Source organism: Bacillus lumedeiriae, from assembly GCF_044891285.1.
GTDB classification, from domain to species: Bacteria; Bacillota; Bacilli; order Bacillales; family Domibacillaceae; genus Pseudobacillus; species Pseudobacillus lumedeiriae.
Genome location: NZ_JAUIYO010000007.1, coordinates 1 through 18,112 on the forward strand (window position 1 = coordinate 1; position 18,112 = coordinate 18,112).

At 41.9% G+C, this 18,112-nt stretch carries 16 protein-coding genes; 8 read left to right on the forward strand and 8 right to left on the reverse strand.

Annotated features, from left to right (window positions below):
• Positions 1-128, reverse strand: a 128-nt coding sequence (locus tag QYG89_RS10450) for a hypothetical protein (RefSeq protein ID WP_404317205.1), incomplete at its 3' end; no start/stop codon positions are given.
• Between the two features lie 216 nt (positions 129-344).
• Positions 345-1,328, reverse strand: coding sequence for a proline dehydrogenase family protein (locus QYG89_RS10455; protein WP_404316979.1), 984 nt, complete (start codon positions 1,326-1,328; stop codon positions 345-347).
• Positions 1,329-1,740: 412 nt separating this feature from the next.
• Between QYG89_RS10455 and QYG89_RS10460 the strand changes: the two genes are divergently transcribed.
• The 3 genes from QYG89_RS10460 (at position 1,741) to tatC (ending at position 4,415) form a co-directional block, all read left to right on the forward strand.
• Positions 1,741-3,387 carry a PhoX family protein gene (locus QYG89_RS10460; protein WP_404316981.1) on the forward strand — a complete coding sequence of 549 codons (1,647 nt, stop codon included), beginning with the start codon at positions 1,741-1,743 and terminating at the stop codon, positions 3,385-3,387.
• Positions 3,388-3,398: 11 nt separating this feature from the next.
• Complete coding sequence (tatA, locus tag QYG89_RS10465) at positions 3,399-3,587, forward strand: twin-arginine translocase TatA/TatE family subunit (protein WP_404316983.1); 189 nt, start codon at positions 3,399-3,401, stop codon at positions 3,585-3,587.
• Positions 3,588-3,668: 81 nt separating this feature from the next.
• Entirely contained in the window at positions 3,669-4,415 is a 747-nt protein-coding gene (gene tatC / locus QYG89_RS10470; RefSeq protein ID WP_404316985.1) for a twin-arginine translocase subunit TatC, read from the forward strand.
• A gap of 79 nt (positions 4,416-4,494) precedes the next feature.
• On the opposite strand, the gene QYG89_RS10475 is transcribed toward tatC, so the two are convergent.
• The gene (locus QYG89_RS10475) at positions 4,495-6,171 is read right to left on the reverse strand and encodes a glutamine--tRNA ligase/YqeY domain fusion protein (protein ID WP_404316986.1); all 1,677 of its coding nucleotides are present in this window, start codon (positions 6,169-6,171) and stop codon (positions 4,495-4,497) included.
• Between the two features lie 139 nt (positions 6,172-6,310).
• On the opposite strand from QYG89_RS10475, the gene recQ reads away from it, so the two are divergent.
• Positions 6,311-8,449 (forward strand): DNA helicase RecQ, encoded by a 2,139-nt coding sequence (gene recQ / locus QYG89_RS10480; protein ID WP_404316987.1) that lies wholly within the window; start codon positions 6,311-6,313, stop codon positions 8,447-8,449.
• Between the two features lie 72 nt (positions 8,450-8,521).
• Positions 8,522-8,662 (forward strand): hypothetical protein, encoded by a 141-nt coding sequence (locus QYG89_RS10485; protein ID WP_404316989.1) that lies wholly within the window; start codon positions 8,522-8,524, stop codon positions 8,660-8,662.
• A gap of 352 nt (positions 8,663-9,014) precedes the next feature.
• On the opposite strand, the gene QYG89_RS10490 is transcribed toward QYG89_RS10485, so the two are convergent.
• A complete protein-coding gene (locus tag QYG89_RS10490; RefSeq protein WP_404316991.1) occupies positions 9,015-9,389 on the reverse strand; it encodes a DUF948 domain-containing protein in 375 nt (124 codons plus the stop codon).
• Between the two features lie 223 nt (positions 9,390-9,612).
• Between QYG89_RS10490 and QYG89_RS10495 the strand changes: the two genes are divergently transcribed.
• Complete coding sequence (locus QYG89_RS10495; RefSeq protein WP_404316993.1) at positions 9,613-10,209, forward strand: DNA-3-methyladenine glycosylase; 597 nt, start codon at positions 9,613-9,615, stop codon at positions 10,207-10,209.
• 251 nt (positions 10,210-10,460) lie between these two features.
• On the opposite strand, the gene QYG89_RS10500 is transcribed toward QYG89_RS10495, so the two are convergent.
• The 3 genes from QYG89_RS10500 to QYG89_RS10510 all read right to left on the reverse strand — a co-directional run bounded on the left by QYG89_RS10500 (position 10,461) and on the right by QYG89_RS10510 (position 13,865).
• Positions 10,461-12,464 carry an alkaline phosphatase family protein gene (locus QYG89_RS10500; protein ID WP_404316995.1) on the reverse strand — a complete coding sequence of 668 codons (2,004 nt, stop codon included), beginning with the start codon at positions 12,462-12,464 and terminating at the stop codon, positions 10,461-10,463.
• 179 nt (positions 12,465-12,643) lie between these two features.
• Positions 12,644-13,561 carry a DMT family transporter gene (locus tag QYG89_RS10505; RefSeq protein ID WP_404316997.1) on the reverse strand — a complete coding sequence of 306 codons (918 nt, stop codon included), beginning with the start codon at positions 13,559-13,561 and terminating at the stop codon, positions 12,644-12,646.
• A 91-nt stretch (positions 13,562-13,652) separates the two neighbouring features.
• Positions 13,653-13,865 carry a hypothetical protein gene (locus tag QYG89_RS10510; RefSeq protein WP_404316999.1) on the reverse strand — a complete coding sequence of 71 codons (213 nt, stop codon included), beginning with the start codon at positions 13,863-13,865 and terminating at the stop codon, positions 13,653-13,655.
• Positions 13,866-13,994: 129 nt separating this feature from the next.
• On the opposite strand from QYG89_RS10510, the gene QYG89_RS10515 reads away from it, so the two are divergent.
• Complete coding sequence (locus QYG89_RS10515; RefSeq protein WP_404317000.1) at positions 13,995-14,552, forward strand: general stress protein; 558 nt, start codon at positions 13,995-13,997, stop codon at positions 14,550-14,552.
• A 161-nt stretch (positions 14,553-14,713) separates the two neighbouring features.
• Here the strand turns inward: QYG89_RS10515 and QYG89_RS10520 are convergent, their stop codons facing one another.
• Positions 14,714-16,708, reverse strand: coding sequence for an alkaline phosphatase family protein (locus tag QYG89_RS10520; RefSeq protein ID WP_404317002.1), 1,995 nt, complete (start codon positions 16,706-16,708; stop codon positions 14,714-14,716).
• 152 nt (positions 16,709-16,860) lie between these two features.
• Between QYG89_RS10520 and QYG89_RS10525 the strand changes: the two genes are divergently transcribed.
• Positions 16,861-17,997: a DEAD/DEAH box helicase gene (locus QYG89_RS10525; RefSeq protein ID WP_404317004.1), complete on the forward strand. Its 1,137-nt coding sequence runs from the start codon at positions 16,861-16,863 to the stop codon at positions 17,995-17,997.
• Positions 17,998-18,112 lie beyond the last annotated feature (115 nt).

Genomic DNA, 18,112 nt, shown 5'->3' on the forward strand with positions numbered 1-18,112 from the left:
TCGCCGCCGATCACCAATGGGTAATCCTGGCCAAGATATCCTTCAACGAGCTGCAGCGCTTCTTCAAATGCTTGTTTATTTTCAGGTTTTGAAAAGTCAGTGAATGGTTCGTGTTTGTATGGAATCATGTTTTATATCTCCTTTTGAGTTAATAGTAAAGGGATATACCCTTTTTAGGATGTAGACAAACGATCGCTTTCTGCTCTCGATACTAAAGGATGAGGCCTCGTATCAGCTATACTTTGTATATTCAGAGGACTATATACAAGATGCTGATGGCGAGGCTATCTCCCTTTAAGTTCATTTTCAATGGCGAAGAAGAGAAGGGGAGGATGACAAGTCAATTATTTATGTCTATTCTTCCCGCACATTCTGCCTAATAAAAATGCTCCTGCTGCTACACCAATCATTGTATTAGTCTTCTTCGTAAACATTTGCTTAGCAACAAGGTTTAAGTTTTGCGGCCGTTCTGCGAGACGGCGCATGAAATAGCCATACCAGTCTTTGCCGAAAGGCACATACGTACAGAAGTTGTAGCCTTCGCTTGCTAATTGCAGCTGTAACTCTTTTCTGAAACCATAAAGCATTTGGAACTCGAATTTATCATTCGGAATGTTATGCTTTTTAACAAATTGTTTCACGTGATTAATGACATGATGGTCATGTGTTGCGATGGACGTGAATTTCCCGTTTAATAGGTGCCATTCAATGAGCTTAATGTAATTAGCATCGATATCTTTTTTGTCTTGGTAAGCATATTCTTCCGGCTCTTTGTAAGCACCTTTCACGATACGCAGGCGATAATCTTTATATTTTTCGATATCTTTTTCTGCTCGGTAGAAATAGGCCTGGATGACTGTTCCTACGTTGTTATATTCTTTGGATAGCTCATCAAGAATATCAAAGGAAGGCTGTAGGTGTCCGTAATCTTCCATGTCGATATTGATGAACATATTGTATTGATTTGCTTTGTCTACAATTTCTTTTAAGTTGTTCAAACAAAAGTTGTAATCAATATCCAGACCCAGTTGAGTCGGTTTTAAAGAAATGTGGGCATCAGCTTTATTTTCATGGATCGCTTCAATGACTGCCAGAATCTGCTCTTTTGCTTCTGTTGCCTCTTCTTCTTTATAGACGAACTCCCCTAAGTTATCGACAGTACAAGAGATCCCATGAGCATTTAGTTCTTTAATACTTTTAATCGTTTCTTCAATGTTTGTTCCTGCTACAACATTTTGCGCCCCTAATTTTAACCCGTATTTTTTAGCTGCGCTATTAAGCAATTGGTTTTGGGATAGGCCGATAAAAAAATCTTTTAAGATGGGCATAGTCATACTCCTTTATTTTTGTTTATATCCGCATTATCTGCGATTCCTTTTAAGTTATTCATACTTGGTAAGCGATTTTCATTTTTAGGATGAAAAATCTCTTGCAATCGCTTTCGTTTCTTCGAACACTATTCGAAGAGTACCTCAATTCCTTTTGATTTTACAATTTTGTGACAAGACTTGACAATGTTCGCGAAATACAAGAATTAGTATTCCCTTTTGTCGCTAAGTGACAATGACTAAAATAAGGATATAGACATGGGATGAATTGTTTGAAAAGAGTGAAAACAGAAAAAACAAACTTTACAATTATTTACAAAAAGATAATAAACAAAAGGATTATTCTTAACACTCTTTTTTTATGATATGAAGGAGCGATGCAATTAGATAAAAATAGAGAGGCGGAACAATCATGGGGGAAGAATTAAACCGCAGAAAGTTTTTAACGTATGTTGGTACAGGAGTGACAGCTTTAACATTCGCATCTGCAGGTTTGGGGGCATTTACACCGAGAGTAGAAGCAAAAGGGGCAAAAGCTGCTTCACATTTATTCGGAAAAGGGAAAAAAGTATCCGGGCTAAATTTTACACCGGTTGCACCAACAGACAAAGATGAGCTCGTTTTGCCGAGGGGATTTAAATACGATGTGGTCGCTGCTTACGGAGATGTGATTAATAAGGAGGGGGAGACATTTGGCTATAATAACGATTTCACGATGTTCTTTCCGATTAAGGGTTCCAATGAACGAGGTTTGTTATGGGTAAATCATGAATATACAAGTGATTTATGGGTGACGGGCCCGAAAGATAAAGACGGAAAATACACGAAAGCACAAATAGAAAAGCTTCTATATAATCAGGGCGGATCTATTATTGAAGTGTATCGGGATGAGGAAGGCAGATGGAAAATGGATACAGCCTCTCAATTTGCCCGCCGCATTACAGGGATGACCCCGTTTAGGTTAACAGGATCGGCAAGAGGCTCTAAAGCGGTAGGAAATACTGACGTCGTACAAGGAACATTTGCTAATTGTTCAGGGGGAAAGACGCTGTGGAATACGGTGTTATCTGCTGAAGAAAATTATGAGTCAACGTCAAGGGATGCTTCATTGAATGAAACCCATTATGGCTGGATTGTTGAAGTCGATCCGTTTAATAGAAGCTTTGCACCGAGAAAGCATACAGCACTTGGCCGTTTTCACCATGAAAATGCGGCGATGGGTCTTACTAATGACGGACGCGTGGCCGTGTACATGGGAGATGATAAAACGGATGCATGCGTCTATAAATTCATTAGCAAACATAAATACATAAAATCACGTAAGCAAAACAATTCTTCCTTACTTGAAGAAGGAACATTGTATGCGGCCAACTTGTCGAAAGGTGAATGGGTTGCACTTACGATTGACGCTGTCCGTAAAAAAGCGGCGGGGAATGAAGCGCTGCTTAATAAATTTCAAACACAGGCAGACGTGCTTGTCTACGCTCATGAAGCCGCTATTTTACTCGGAGCTACTCCGACAGACCGCCCGGAAGATGTGGAGATTAGTCCATTTGATAAATCTATTTTTATTGCTCATACAAACAATTCAAAGCATGGGAATATTCATGGACATATTACCCGTTTCTTAGAAGAGAATGATGATTTGGGGTCTTTAACGTTCGATTTTGAAATCTTTGCCTGCGGCGGACGCCAAAGCGGATTCAGTGCGCCTGATAATTTAACATTTGACAGTGGAGGGAATTTGTGGACAGTAACAGATATTTCGTCAAGTTCTGTAAATAAGGGTGTATTTTCTTCATTTAAAAACAATGGTGTATTTGTTATCCCTACAACGGGGAAGAGTGCGGGACATGCCTTTCAATTTGCATCTGCTCCTGTAGAAGCAGAGTTAACAGGTCCGTGTTTTACGGATGACGAAACGGCGTTGTTTTTAGCGGTACAGCATCCAGGGGAAGAGACAGTGGATATGAACAAGCCGACAAGCATGTGGCCGCACCGCAAAGGGGATAACCAGCCCCGTCCAGCTGTTGTAGCTATTACAGGATTTAGATATTAGGAGGAGTGGTCATGCTGCAAAATATAGGAGTACCGGGCTTGATTTTGATACTCGTCATCGCCCTCATTATTTTCGGACCATCAAAGCTGCCGGAAATTGGACGGGCTTTCGGCTCCACATTAAAGGAATTTAAAAAATCAACGCGGGATCTTGTCTCAGAAGAAGAGGATGACAAAAAAGAGAAGAAAAATCCCGCTTAATTCTGGAGAATAACAGAGGAGAGGGAATCCCGAAAGTATTTAGGGATAACCTCTTCTTTATTGTGATGAAGGAGGGATAAGATGAATGACCGCAGCATGAAGGCCATTGAACATTTTGAAGAACTACGGAAACGGCTGATCATTACTCTGGCTGTTTTTCTTTTATTTTTAATCGCATCGTTTACGTTCGTTCAAGATATTTACCAATATTTGGTGAAGGGGCTGCCATTTAAGCTGGCATTGCTCGGACCAGGAGATATTATTGTAGTTTATTTAATGATTGCGGCCGTTGTTGCTGGAGCCGCCGTGATTCCTGTTGCGGCTCATCAATTATGGCTCTTCATTAAACCAGCTTTATCCGAAGCGGAAAGAAAAGCTGCTCTTGCTTATATTCCGGCCTCATTTCTTTTATTTTTAGCGGGAATTTCATTTGGCTATTTCATATTATTTCCTATCGTTTTATCTTTTCTCATGTCACTGACGGATGAGATGTTTCAGACCTTTTTCACGACGGAAAAATATTTTAAATTTTTGCTGCACATGACACTGCCATTTGGCGTATTGTTTGAACTGCCAGTCGTGATGATGTTTTTGACGAGTCTCGGTTTAATTGATCCTTATAAGCTTGGGGCTTTTAGAAAATATTCATATTTTGTCTTGATCGTTGTGTCTGTATTTGTTACCCCGCCTGATTTTATATCGGATATTTTAGTTCTCATTCCACTTATCTTGCTGTATGAAGTCAGTGTAAGTTTAGCAAAAGTTGTTTATAGAAAAAAACTTGCTAAACAAGCGAAGGAGGAAACTGAATGGAAAGCAACGAGTTGACAGGTATGTTTGTAGAAGAAAGAGAGGCCCGATAGAATCAAGAAAACCGGACATAAAATAGTTGTCCGGTTTTTTGACATTACTTTAATTTAAATGAACTTTTTAATGAAACGATACGGTTAAACACCGGTTTTTCGCTTGTTGTATGTTTTGGATCGATATTGAAATAGCCATGTCTGAAAAACTGGAATTTATCGTGCGGCTTAACATCTTTCATATTAGGTTCAATGAAGCCTTGTACGATTTCAAGTGAGTTTTTATTGACATAGTCAAGGAATGTTTTCTCTTCTGATTCTTCAGAAGTCTCATTCTCTATTTCTTGTTCTGTATTTAAAATTAATGGTTCATATAATCTGAATTCTGCTGGCAGGGCGTGATTGGCATCAACCCAGTGGATCGTTCCTTTTACTTTGCGGCCGGTAAAACCGGAACCGCTTTTCGTTTCTGGATCATATGTGCAGCGAAGCTCAACGACTTCTCCATTCTCATCCTTAATGACTTCTTCACATTTGATGAAGTAAGCGTGTTTTAAGCGGACTTCGTTGCCTGGGAACAGACGGAAATATTTCTTAGGCGGATTTTCCATAAAGTCTTCTTGTTCGACGTAAATTTCTCTGGAAAACGGAATTTTTCGCATGCCCATTTCTGGATTTTCTGGATTAATTTCTGCATCAAGCCATTCGACTTCGCCTTCAGGATAATTTGTAATGACAATTTTTAACGGCTTTAATATGCCCATCGTGCGGGGAGCTGTTAATTTTAAGTCTTCTCTGACAAAGTGTTCAAGCATGGCTTCATCTACAACGCCCGAGCCTTTTGATACACCTGTTTCTTTCACAAATTCGCGAATGGCGCCAGGTGTGTAGCCTTTTCTTCGTAATCCTGAGATCGTCGGCAGGCGGGGGTCGTCCCAGCCGTCAACGAATCCTTCATCAACGAGCTGTTTTAATTTCCGCTTGCTCATGACAGTGTTCGAGATGTTTAAACGGCCGAACTCAATTTGCTGCGGCTTGTGCTCCATTTCTGACTCTTCTACAACCCAGTTGTAGAGAGGGCGCTGGTCTTCAAATTCAGTTGTACAAAGAGAGTGAGTCACTCCTTCAATGGCATCTTCAAGCGGATGAGCGAACGCATACATCGGATAAATACACCATTGATCACCAGTATTATGGTGCGATGCGTGGGAAACGCGATACAATACAGGATCGCGCAAGTTAATGTTCGGCGAGGCCATATCTATTTTCGCACGCAGAACTTTTTGGCCATTTTCAAACTCGCCTTTGCGCATCCGGTCAAATAAATCTAAGTTTTCTTCGACTGTCCGATCGCGATAGGGGCTCTCTTTTCCAGGTGCAGTCAATGTACCGCGGTATTCCCGAATTTCATCTGCCGTTAAATCATCTACGTAAGCTTTGCCTTTTTTGATTAACAATACCGCCCGATTGTACATTTCTTCAAAGTAATTGGATGCAAAATGAAGCTCTTCCCATTCATATCCGAGCCATTTCACATCTTCTTTAATAGCATCCACATATTCCTGATCTTCTTTCAAAGGGTTCGTATCATCAAAACGCAAATTTGTTTTTCCGTTAAAATCATCTGATAGACCAAAGTTAATCACGATCGATTTCGCATGTCCAATGTGGAGGTAACCATTTGGTTCAGGCGGGAAACGGGTAATAATATGATCATGCTTTCCGGATTCTAGATCCTCTTTTATAATCGTTCTAATAAAGTTTGATGAATTGTGTTCCAAATTGCTACCAGCCTTTCTGTTTTTTCCTATAGTTATTTCTCATTATAGTGAAATCAACCGTATAAATCCATCATGAAAAGCAAAGAGGAAGAGCTAGATCATGTTATAATTTAGAAAAAACAACTAAGGAAGTGTAAGGATGCTCCAACAAGCCCGACAATTATTACAGTCGTACTTTGGCTATACTGCTTTTCGCAGAGGACAAGATCAGGCCATCAGTCAGGTGTTTGAAGGGAAAAATACGATTTGCGTCATGCCTACGGGCGGCGGGAAATCTATTTGTTATCAAATTCCGGCGCTTGTGCTCCCTGGGGTAACAGTCGTTATTTCTCCACTGATTTCTTTAATGAAAGATCAAGTAGATACATTGCTCCAGGCGGGTATTCCGGCCGCTTATATTAACAGCTCCCTCAGTGCGCAGGAAGTGCGTGACACGATGACAGCGGCAAAGCAGGGAGAATATAAGCTTTTGTATATCGCACCTGAGCGTCTCGAATCTTATGTATTTATCGAGGACCTCAAAGAAATGCCGATCCCGCTCGTAGCAGTAGATGAAGCACACTGTATTTCGCAGTGGGGCCACGACTTTCGGCCAAGTTACCGCCAAATTCAACGATTGGCTGATATGTTGCCGCAAAAGCCAATTGTCCTCGCTTTAACGGCTACAGCTACTCCGAAAGTCCGCGAAGATATTTGCCGGCTGCTCTCCATTGACGAATCTAATACGGTAATTACTGGATTTGCAAGAGAGAATTTATCATTTTCCGTTATTCAAGGGCAGGACCGCTTTGCTTTTATCAAAGATTATCTTCAAAAAAATGAAAAAGAAGCAGGAATTATTTATGCGGCTACGAGAAAAGCGGTTGATCAGCTGTACGAAAAATTGCGAAAAAGCCATATTTCGGCTGCCCGCTATCATGCAGGGATGAGTGATGAGGAACGAATGGATGAACAGGACCGATTCTTAACTGATGAAGCGGCTGTCATGATAGCGACGAACGCATTTGGCATGGGAATTGATAAATCTAACATTCGGTACGTTATCCACTATCAGCTTCCGAAAAATATGGAAAGCTATTATCAGGAAGCTGGGCGCGCGGGCCGGGATGGACTGGATAGCGAGTGTATTTTGCTGTATTCGTCTCAAGACGTGCAGACACAGCGCTTTTTAATTGATCAGTCCCTTGAAAGAGAGCGGATTCCCCGGGAGCTGGAAAAGCTGCAGTTAATGATCGATTATTGCCATACGGAAACATGCCTGCAAAGCTATATCGTGAAATATTTTGGTGAAGCCTCTTCTGAACCGTGCGGCCGCTGCGGGAACTGTACAGATTCTCGGGCAGCTGTAGACGTAACAAAAGAGGCGCAAATGGTGTTGTCGTGCGTGATCCGAATGGGACAGCGTTATGGAAAATCGATCACTGCCCAAGTGCTGACGGGTTCTAAAAATAAGAAAATTACTGAATTTGGTTTTCAAGCACTCTCGACTTACGGAATTATGAAAGAACAAAGTGCAAAAGATGTCACAAATTTTATTGAGTTTTTAATCTCACAGGAACTGCTCGGTGTAGAACATGGCTCTTATCCGACGATTTTTGTTACGGCCCACGGCAAAGAAGTGCTCCTAGGGCAGCGGTCGGTCGAAAGAAAAGAAGCGGTACAGACGAAGCAGATTGCTGCCGATGACCCATTATTTGAAGAATTGCGGGGTTTGAGAAAAAGTTTGGCTGAAGAGGCTGGCGTTCCGCCGTTTGTTATTTTTTCAGACCGGACGTTAAAAGATATGTGTGTGAAGCTTCCACAGACAGAAGAGGAATTTCTTACTGTGAGCGGTGTAGGAAGCAGTAAGCTTGAGAAGTATGGAGAAACAATTCTGGCGGCGATTGCTGCTTTTTGTAAAGAGCATCCGGAGCGGGAAAAGGGAGTAAGTGCTGACATTGTTGAAACGAAGCATAAGAAAAAAGCCGTTGCCCAATCCCATCTTGATACGTATGAGCTTCATGAACAAAAGCTGACAGTCAGTGAGATTGCTGAAAAGCGGGAACTGACTATAAATACGATTGAAAACCATTTAGTACAGTGCGCCTCTGAAGGGATGAAAATAGATATATCGTTGATTGTGCCAGAACAATATTGGGAGGCTTTGGACACGGCGATTCAAGAAGCAGGGCGCGAAAGATTGAAGCCGATTAAAGAACGTCTTCCAGAAGAAATTACGTATGGCATGATTAAGGTATATCTCTCGATTCGACAGCCTGAAGAAAATTCCTATTCATAACATGTACTTTTTGTCATTACTTTTGCTGAAAAAGGGAAAGGTAAGGGAAATGGTATGGAAAGGAGAAGAGGGATGAAGAAGAAAAAGTACACGCTTGCCTTTATAGCGTCTGTTTTGTCAATGAGTCTTTTATTTGCTTGTGACGGCGTTGATGAAGATGAACCAGATCCATCCGAGGAGCCTTCTGAACAGCGGGAAGATAATTCGCAATAAACTAAGTGAATATAATAGAACGTTTGGTTCTTTCGATCTATTGATCATCCGCTTAAATAGGGGTATAATTTAGTATTCATGATATAAAGTAACTTAGAGCGTTTCGTATATAAATTATTGGCATTCTGCTATGTTTTTGAAGTAAGGCTTATTCGCACTGGAGCGGCTTCGGAGCCGCAAGGACTTAAGAGAAGGCAGGGCTTAGGTCGTTTAGGTTTATCATAAACGACGATGTGGAATATAACCGCGGCGGTTCATTTGATACAGGAAGTTCTTTCCTTGAAAACGTTGTGAGTTACAGATAAATGAAAAAAATGGCCTGCGATATGCAGGCCATTTTTTATTTGAGGAACTAAATGGTCTTTGTTTGTTTTTGTTGTTTAGGGGCAGGCAGTTTTAGTTTCGTTTGTTCATACATACTGCTCAGTGCTGTTCCGAGTTGTTTAATCGACTGGGGCGTTTGTTTCGCTTCATTTACGGTGAACATAATCGCCTCTTTTTTCTGATCTATGTCTCGTTTGATGTTTTCTTGTGTGGTTTTTAATTTATCTGCTTCTGATTGAATCGTCTGCTGTGTGGCTTGTAACCGCTCTGCTGTTGCTTGCAGCCGGTCAATTTTGGGCTTCATTGATTTATACGTGATTAATCCAGATATGCCTAGGTAAATCACTGCCCCACCGACGATGGCCAAGCTAATTCCTAAAATGATCCATCCGATAAGTCCCATAGGTATCTCCCTTCTCGTTTTAGTTATGTATATAGACTATACCCTTTATTGTAAACGATTGAACAAAAAATATCGGTGAAAAAATGACAATTATTTATTTTTCGGCCGGTTGAGATTATTTTGCAGGTGAAAAGCAGAGCCTAGGTGGAAAAGTGATGATGTTTTTTTATGTAAAGTGTGGGAAACAATGAAGTATAAGTATAGATACGAAGAGAGGGGTATTATGGAGCAAAACATAGAGTTTATTCCGCTGGATCGTTCTTTTTTTCAGCAGCCGACACTGCAGCTGGCAAAGTCGCTGCTTGGCTGTTTGTTAGTAAAAGAAACAGAAGAAGGGAGAACAGCCGGTTTTATTGTAGAAACGGAAGCTTATAGAGGAGCGTTGGACCGGGCCGCTCACAGTTTTAATAACCGCCGTACGAAAAGAACAGAAATCATGTTTCATGAAGCAGGGCATGTATACACGTATGTCATGCATACTCATTGTCTTGTGAATGTCGTTGCGGGACAAAAAGATGTTCCTGAAGTGGTGTTGATTCGAGCGGTAGAGCCGTATGAAGGAATTGACTTAATGATTGAAAGGCGAGGAGGTACCACGTTGAAAAACTTGACGAGCGGGCCTGGAAAGTTAACAAAGGCATTAGGAATTACAATGGAGGATTACGGAAAACGTTTTGATGAACCACCTCTTTATATGACAAAAGGTTTTTCTCCTGAAGATATTTCAACAGGCCCGCGTATCGGGATCGATAATTCGGGAGAAGCGAGAGAGTATCCGTGGCGTTTTTGGGTGACGGGCAATTCATTCGTATCCAGATGAAGGGGAGCTGACATGAGTCGGCTCCCCTCGCTTTTTAGCAGGGGAGGATGAATAGTGTAGACAACTTTTATCCCGCCTGAACTGGCAGTAAGACCCCCGTCTCAAGGCTTCAGCTTGTTTAGAAGAAGTATAGGCGGAGGCAGCTGCCAGTAAATGCCCGATCCATTCAACGAACCATCCGTGGGGGGAAGTTTCATTTTATTTTAGACACCTTCAGGATGACGGAGAGCGTTTGTCAACAGGCTGAAGCTTTAGTTGCTTATTTCCTTTATTTGCTTTCCATCAATAAAAGCAGGAGGATCCAGTTCTAGCAGTTTATAAATAGTCGGAGCGATATCTACAATGGACAACCGGCGTTTAATAGTGGTTCTTTCAATATTTTTGCCGTAAGCAAAGAAGACGGGGCGCAATTCTTCTCTTTCAGGGTCACCGCCATGGCTGCCAAATTCCTTTGTAGGCCCAATGCCTATTTTTTCATCCTTGCCAAGGAGATAACCGGGAGCTGCAGTTAAAGTAACATCTCCAGCCATTGGGAGGGCTTTATTTTTTATTTGACGCCCATCCAATTTCACGATAGTTCCATAAGGTTTTTGTTTTTTGTTTTGAAGAATAAGAATCAGCTGATTAGCAGTATAAAACGTCCTTTTCCAGCTGAAACCAGTTACCTTTGTGGCGGATAGCCACTGCCTATAATAATGCTTCAATAATTGAGGTTTTGGCGCTAGTTCTCTTTCATCTGTCACTTGTTTGAACGTGTTTATAATTTTATTTTGTACTTTTGTATAATCAGCAGGATCGACGATTCCGCCTTTTTGCCGGTTTTTGACGTTAATATATACATGAGCGATTGTTCCGCTGGCAACGGCATAGGCTTTTGTTTGAGAGGGATCAACGTTTCCTTCTTTGTCCAGCTTTAAAAGACCCGCTTTTTTCAACTCATAATTAGGCGCAGCTCTTGAATGGATAGGTTCTACTCCATGGTCGGAAACGATGAATAATCGGTCGCTGCTTGTTAGAGAAGCTGTTACTTTACCAATCACTTGATCGGCTTTTTTATATGCCCATTCAATGTATTTTTCACTTTGATGAACTGCTCTTTGGCTATAGCCAGGCTGACGTGGATCTGTCAGCAGAAATTCATGCGTCTCAGAATCGATATGTGGTTCGTAAAGCAACAATAAATCGGGTCTATATTCACTCTTTATAAAAAGAGAGGCATCTGCTATCCAATCAACAAAACGTTCACTAATTTCTTCATATTCTTTCCGAGCAATCCATCCTTTTTTGAAAGAGGCAATGTCATTCTTTACAGGAAAAAATCCCATCCGCTTGTTTAATTCTTCTTTAAATCCTTTAGGGCCTGTAATCAAACCGGTTGTCACTGCCGTCTGGTAAAGCTTTACTGATGATAAGTCCTTTGATCGGCCTTTTAACTTAAATGAGAATCCCGCTAGATTGTCCCCTTTTATCCGTAAAGGAAGTTCTCCCCATTCATTTAGTTTCGCGAAAGCATCATCTTGATCAATGAGGCGGTCTTCGGATAAGTAAAAGTGGTCGTAATCCTTCTGGCCGTTATCTGTCGAATCAACCGCCAAAATATGAACATAACGATCTTTTCCATCCAGCATTTTTAATTGAATATGCCCCTCTTTTGGAAGGGAAAAACTAGTTGGAACATCTGTCCAGCCTTGTACGGTTTTAAAATGAAGTGTGTGCAGACTGCTTTCAGCAAGTACTCCTCCATAATAAACGGCGTAATTCGCTTTCACCCCGTTTGGCGGGTTTGAGCCGGGAAACCCAACTGTCGCCGTTACTTTGCCTTGCTTTCGTGCTTCCTTCCAAAGAGGAGAGACGGCCACTTTAGCTTGAAAAGCATTTTCCGTATCACTGATTTTTGTATGGTGGTGATGGAAACTGTTGCTGACGAATCCGGTCTTTTCAGGATAAGCTCCAGTGGACATGGAAGCATGAGAAACAGCTGTTAATGAGGGGAAAACAGTAGTGAAATTCGTTGCGTATGTGCCGTTTTGTTTAATTTTTTTTAAATGAGGCATGCGGCCATTTTGTATATATTTTTCAGTCAGCTGCTGGCTCATGCCGTCAAAAGAAAGAATCGTCATCGTTTCTTTATCTGCAGCAGATGCAGAAAGAGGGATGAAAGTAAGCAAAACAGTCGCAATCAGAGCTGTAGACGGAAAGCTTTTTTTATAAAAGTGAAGCCAGTTCTTCTTTGGTGTGTTATTCATTAGTCCCATCTGTCGCGTCTCCTCTAGGTAGTAATGAAAAGGTTACAATCTTAATGTTCCCCAACCTTTAGGGATTTCACTCTTTATACTTATTTGACGAAACGTTTCCTTAAATGGCGGCATTCACATTGATATTTGAGGACAAATAAAAAAACACCTCTGAAGGTGTTTTCAAAAGTGTTCCGCACTCATCTATGCTGAAGCTTTCTTCGGCGGCGAAGAACTAAATCTTCCATTGAACCAGAACCGAGAAGGACGCCTGGGACGATGAATAACAAGCCCATTAAGTGAGAGGGCAAAATCGTTTCTCCGAGCAAAATAGATGCGCCGATTAAAGAGAAAAAAGTGTTCAAGTTCAGAAAAATAGAAGCTTCTGCCGCACCAATTCGTCTGATCGCTTGGTTGTATACCATCTGGCCGAGGGCAGTTGCCAGCACAGCGGAAACAAGGAAGGCGATCCAAACAACTGGTGTTCCTTGTGTGAGGCTTGTTAAACCTGAAGGCTCTTTCGACAGACTGATGAGAAAGAGGAGCATAGAGCCGATCAGGAGCATATATCCCGTTAAAAGGCGGGGGTCCAGTGTTTCTGTTGCTTTTTTAATGATGATAAAACTGAGTGCCTGGGATAGAATACATAGAAAAATATAAAAATCACCGGCCGAGGCTGCAGCGATTCCATCGCTTCCAGCAAGGACAGTAAAGCTGACTCCAGCACCGCCGAGAAGAAAGCCGAGCAGGCGGATTTTAGTAGGACGCTGCCGGAGCAGGATCATGGCTAATGTTGCTGTCAATAGCGGGCCAAGACCTAAGATTAAGCCGGCGTTGGCTGCTGTTGTTCGGATTAGCCCTTCTGATAAAAAGTAATGATGACCGACGATGTTAAGAAGGGTTCCGCCGACAATATAAAGCCACTCCTTGCTGCGGGGCAGTCGAACTTGCCTCAGCCAGCCGAGGATGAGAAAGACAATGACCGCCGCTGTAAAAATTCGGACGGCGGTAATCGTCACAGGCATAAAATGCTCAACCAGCATTTTAACGATAGATACGTTGATTCCCCAAATCAACATAAGTACTGTCAAAGTCAAATAAACTCGCGAATAACTCACAATAAGCCGCCTTTCCCATATCGATTCTCTTGTTATCATTATACAAGAAGTTGATAGAGAAAAAGAAAAAACTATCGGACAGCAAGCAGGGTTATTCAGGGAACTTTTCTTCGCTTGAAGAGCTGCTCTTTGTAGCATGCTTATTTTTTTCTTCTTTTTGTTCCAATTTTAAGTCCTCTAAAGGAATAGAATCTACTGTTTGTTCGCTTTGGAATTGATCGTACAAACTTTCTTTATCTGTTTTCATCTGGTCCGGATTGTCCATTTTTCCGCGTTTTAGCGGTTGTTTTTCTTCTGTGGCCATAGAGGCACCTCCTTTTATATGTACTTTCTATCCCAATTTGGAAAGATGAAACCTTGTAATAAGCTGTTTATGTTTCAGATAACGGGGAAAACAAGGGGAGAACAGCAAAAACAAAGGAGGAGATGTTTAATGATGAATGATCATAACGAAAAACAAATTGTCGGTGTGTATGACACTCAAATGGATGCGGTAGAGGCCATTGAGGATTTGAAGCGCAAAGGTTATCGTACAGATGAAATTTCTGTTATTAGTAAAGATCGCGAAGATGTAGAATATGTGGAAGATACAACAGATACGAAAGCGGAAGAGGGGGCTGCGGCTGGAGCGGCTACCGGCGGCATACTTGGCGGGCTGGCAGGTGTAGCCGCTGGAGCAGGTGCGCTTGCCATTCCGGGGATTGGACCGATTATTGCGGCTGGACCCATTGTAGCAGGATTGACTGGAGCAGCGGCCGGAGCTGGAGTAGGAGGCTTAACAGGTGCGTTGATCGGGATGGGGATTCCAGAAGAAGATGCAGAACGTTATAACGAGTACGTAAAAGAAGGGAAAATGCTCGTTTTAGTCGATCGTGATGCCCGCATAACAAATGCTGACAGTGATCTGACCGAGAGGGATAGAATGATTATTAGAGGAAACGATGACATAGATGACAATGGCCGTACACTTCACTCAGATGGCCGATTATAATAGAAAACAGAAGCCCCAAAAGTGTGAACTTTTGGGGCTTCTGTTTTTTATTGCAGTCAACTTTTATTTATTTGTGGGCAAAGTATTTAGAGGGGCAGCCGGAAAATCTTGAAATATCGTCGGAATATTCCAAAGTGCGGTCATACCCCCTTTTAAGCAGACTATTTCATTAATTCAATTATCGGCTTTCCGTCAATAAATGAGGGGGATTTGAGTTCCATTAATCGATAAACAGTTGGCGCGATATCAAGGGTAGATAGCCGGCGTTTCGTTTCGCCATACATGATATCTTTTCCGTATGCATAAAAAACAGGCCTTAGTTCTCTTCTTTCTGGATCTCCTCCATGGCTGCCGAGTTCTGTTGTCGGTCCAATTGCTTGTTTGGCATCTTTGCCTATAAGATAGCCGGGAGCAGCGGACAGCCATACGTCGCCGGCATTTGGATGGTCGATCATTTTTGCTTTTTTCCAGTCTGTTTCGATGATTTTTTCATAAGGATTTTCTTTTTTATCTCGTATAATGCTAAAAAAACTATAAGCAGTATCTTTTGTTTCCTGCCAATCTAAGCCATCGTTCGTAACATGATCGCGCCACTCGTTAAAATGATAGCTAAATAGCTTTTTTCTTGAGGTGTGTTTTCTCTCATCTTTAATGACTTTGAACGTGTCTACGATTATATTTTGGACTTTTTCATAATCTTTTGGATCAACAATTCCGCCTTTTTCGCGGCCTTTCAAGTTAATGTATATGTGGGCAGTCGTTCCGCTGGCGACAGCGTAAGCTTTTGATTGTGAAAGGTCGACTTCTCCTTTTTTATTCAATTTTAAAAGTCCCGCTTTTTTTAGTTCATAATTAGGAGATAATCGAGAATGAATCGGTTCCATTCCATGATCTGATACGATAAATAGCCGGTCATTTTCACTCATCGCGGCCATCGTTTTTCCGATTATCTCATCTGCCTGCTCGTAGGCCCATTGAATATAAGTTTCATATTTTTCTACCGTTTTTTCATTATAACCGGGCTGCCGTGGATCGGTGAGTAAAAAAGTATGTTCTTCCAGATCAATATGAGGTTCGTAAAACATTAATAAGTCAGGTTTGTATTCTGTTTTTATAAAAAGAGAGGCATCTGCCAGCCAATTGGCGAAGTTCTCATTGATTTCTTCATATTCCTTTCGTGAAATCCAGCCTTTTTTATAAGCGGGCAAATCATCTTGATCGGGGAAGAAGCCAAAGCGTTTGATGATTGCTTCTTTAAACCCTTCAGGACCTTTAATTAGGCTAGTCGTCACCGCTGTTCGATAAAATTTGATAGAAGAAAGGTCGTTTTTGCTGCCTTTTAATTTGAATATGAACCCCGCTGTATCTGCATCTTCTATGTGCAAGGGAAAGCGTCCCCATGTATTCATGGCAGTAATTGTATTAGTTGAATGGGCATCGGGAGTTTCAGATAGATAGAAACGGTCATAATCTTTTTTATGATTATTTGAAGAATCGATAGCCAAAATATGTATGTGACGATCTCTGTTTCCTTTCAATTTTATTTTCATGTGAGCTTCCTGTGGAATGGAAAAGCTTTTTGGTGTATTTTTCCACTGGGCCACAGGATTGAAATCAAGCGTTTCATAGCTGCTTTCGGCAAGGATATCACCGTAATAAATCGAGTAGTCGGCTTCGTTTTTCTGCTTCGGATTGGAGCCGGGAAATCCGACCGCTGCTGTTACTTTTCCTTGCCTTTTCACCTCTTTCCAGAGCGGAGAGACCCTGATGTTTGCCTCGAAGGCATCTTTTGTATTCGTGAGCTTGCGGCCGCTGTAATGGAACTCGTTGCTGACGAAGCCTGTTTTTTCCGGCTTGGCCCCAGTCGCAATGGAGGCATGGGAGGCTGCGGTCAATGAAGGGGATACGGTCGTTATGTTTTGGGCATGCCAGCCTTCTTTTTTCAGTTTTTTTAAATGAGGCATGCTGCCGTTCAATATATACTTTTCAGCAAAGTCATGCCGCATGCCGTCAAAGGAAAGGATGATCATCGTCCCTGTTTCAGCTGCGGCCGCTGTTGGTGCAGAGAAGGCGGCCGACATGAGAAGCAGGGAGGCTGTCATGATTTTTTTGAAAATAGGTTGATGGGAAATTCGGGTTGTCTGTTTACTGTTCATTTCGTTCCTCCTCCAAAAAAACTGCTTAAACAAATATTCCACTTTTTCAACAGGATGAAACGTTCTCAGCCAGGGATTGCGAAAATGATAAAAGTTTTCCATAATGAAGAGATAACGACACCGATAGAAACGGTAAGAAAAAAGGAGATTTTATGACGACATCATTTACAACTTTAAATACAATGAAGCCATTTTTACAGGAAGCATGGGAAAAGGCTGGTTTCCAATCACCGACACCGATCCAGGAAAAGGCAGTGCCGGTGATTCTTGAAGGAAACGACCTGATTGCTGAATCACCGACGGGAACAGGGAAGACGCTCGCTTATTTACTGCCTCTGCTTGAAAAAGTAGATCCTGCTAAAAAAGCTGTTCAAGCAGTTGTACTAGCTTCATCAAGAGAACTGGTGATGCAAATTGCTGATGAAATCCGGGAATGGGGAGGCGGCATAACGAGTGCTGCTTTCATCGGAGGAGCGAATGTGAAGCGTCAGCTGGAAAAGCTAAAAAAGCAGCCGCAAGTTGTTGCGGGCACGCCAGGGCGAATATATGAACTGATTCAAATGAAAAAGTTGAAAATGCATGAAGTGAAGCTGCTCGTTTTGGATGAGGGCGATCAGCTGCTCGTACCGGAGCATATGAAAAACTTAGAAGCCATCATTAAATCGACGATGAAAGACCGCCAGCTCGTCTTATTTTCGGCAACAATGCCGGAGAAAACGGCTGCCATCGCGAAAGGATGGATGAACGAGGAGAAAGAGATCCGAGTCAGTAAAGAAGAACTGCCTGCATCCCAGGTGGATCATGTTTATTTCGTGTGTGATGAACGAAAAAAGAACATCATGGTGGAACGGGTCATCCGTGGTTTTGAACCGGAGAGAGTGCTGGCCTTTATCCGGGATATTAGCGAGGTCAATGTGTTTTCGGAGAAGCTTGATTATAAAGGATTTACGAACGGTATCCTTCATAGTGAGTTAAAGAAACAGGAACGGGCGAATGCATTAAAGCGATTTCGAGAAGGAAAACTGGATTTGCTGTTTGCGACAGATGTAGCGGCTAGAGGATTGGACATTAAAGGATTAAGCCACGTGCTGCAATTCGATATGCCAAAAGATGCGACTCAGTATACACACCGAGCTGGAAGAACAGGGCGTTCGGGTCAAGCAGGCACTGTCATTACCTTTGTAACAGAAAGAGAAGAACGCGACCTGAAGAGAATAGCGAAAGAATTAGGCATTACGCTTGTGAAAAAAGAATTTTTTAAAGGGAAGCCGATTAATGCAGGGAAATAAGCCAGCGCGCATACTTTTAAAGTTTTCGCGCATAAAATAGACGAGCGTGCACATAAAGTTCAATAAATGGTGCACAAAGCGCAGCTGTTTTCTTATAGTTATTAAATAAAGAGAG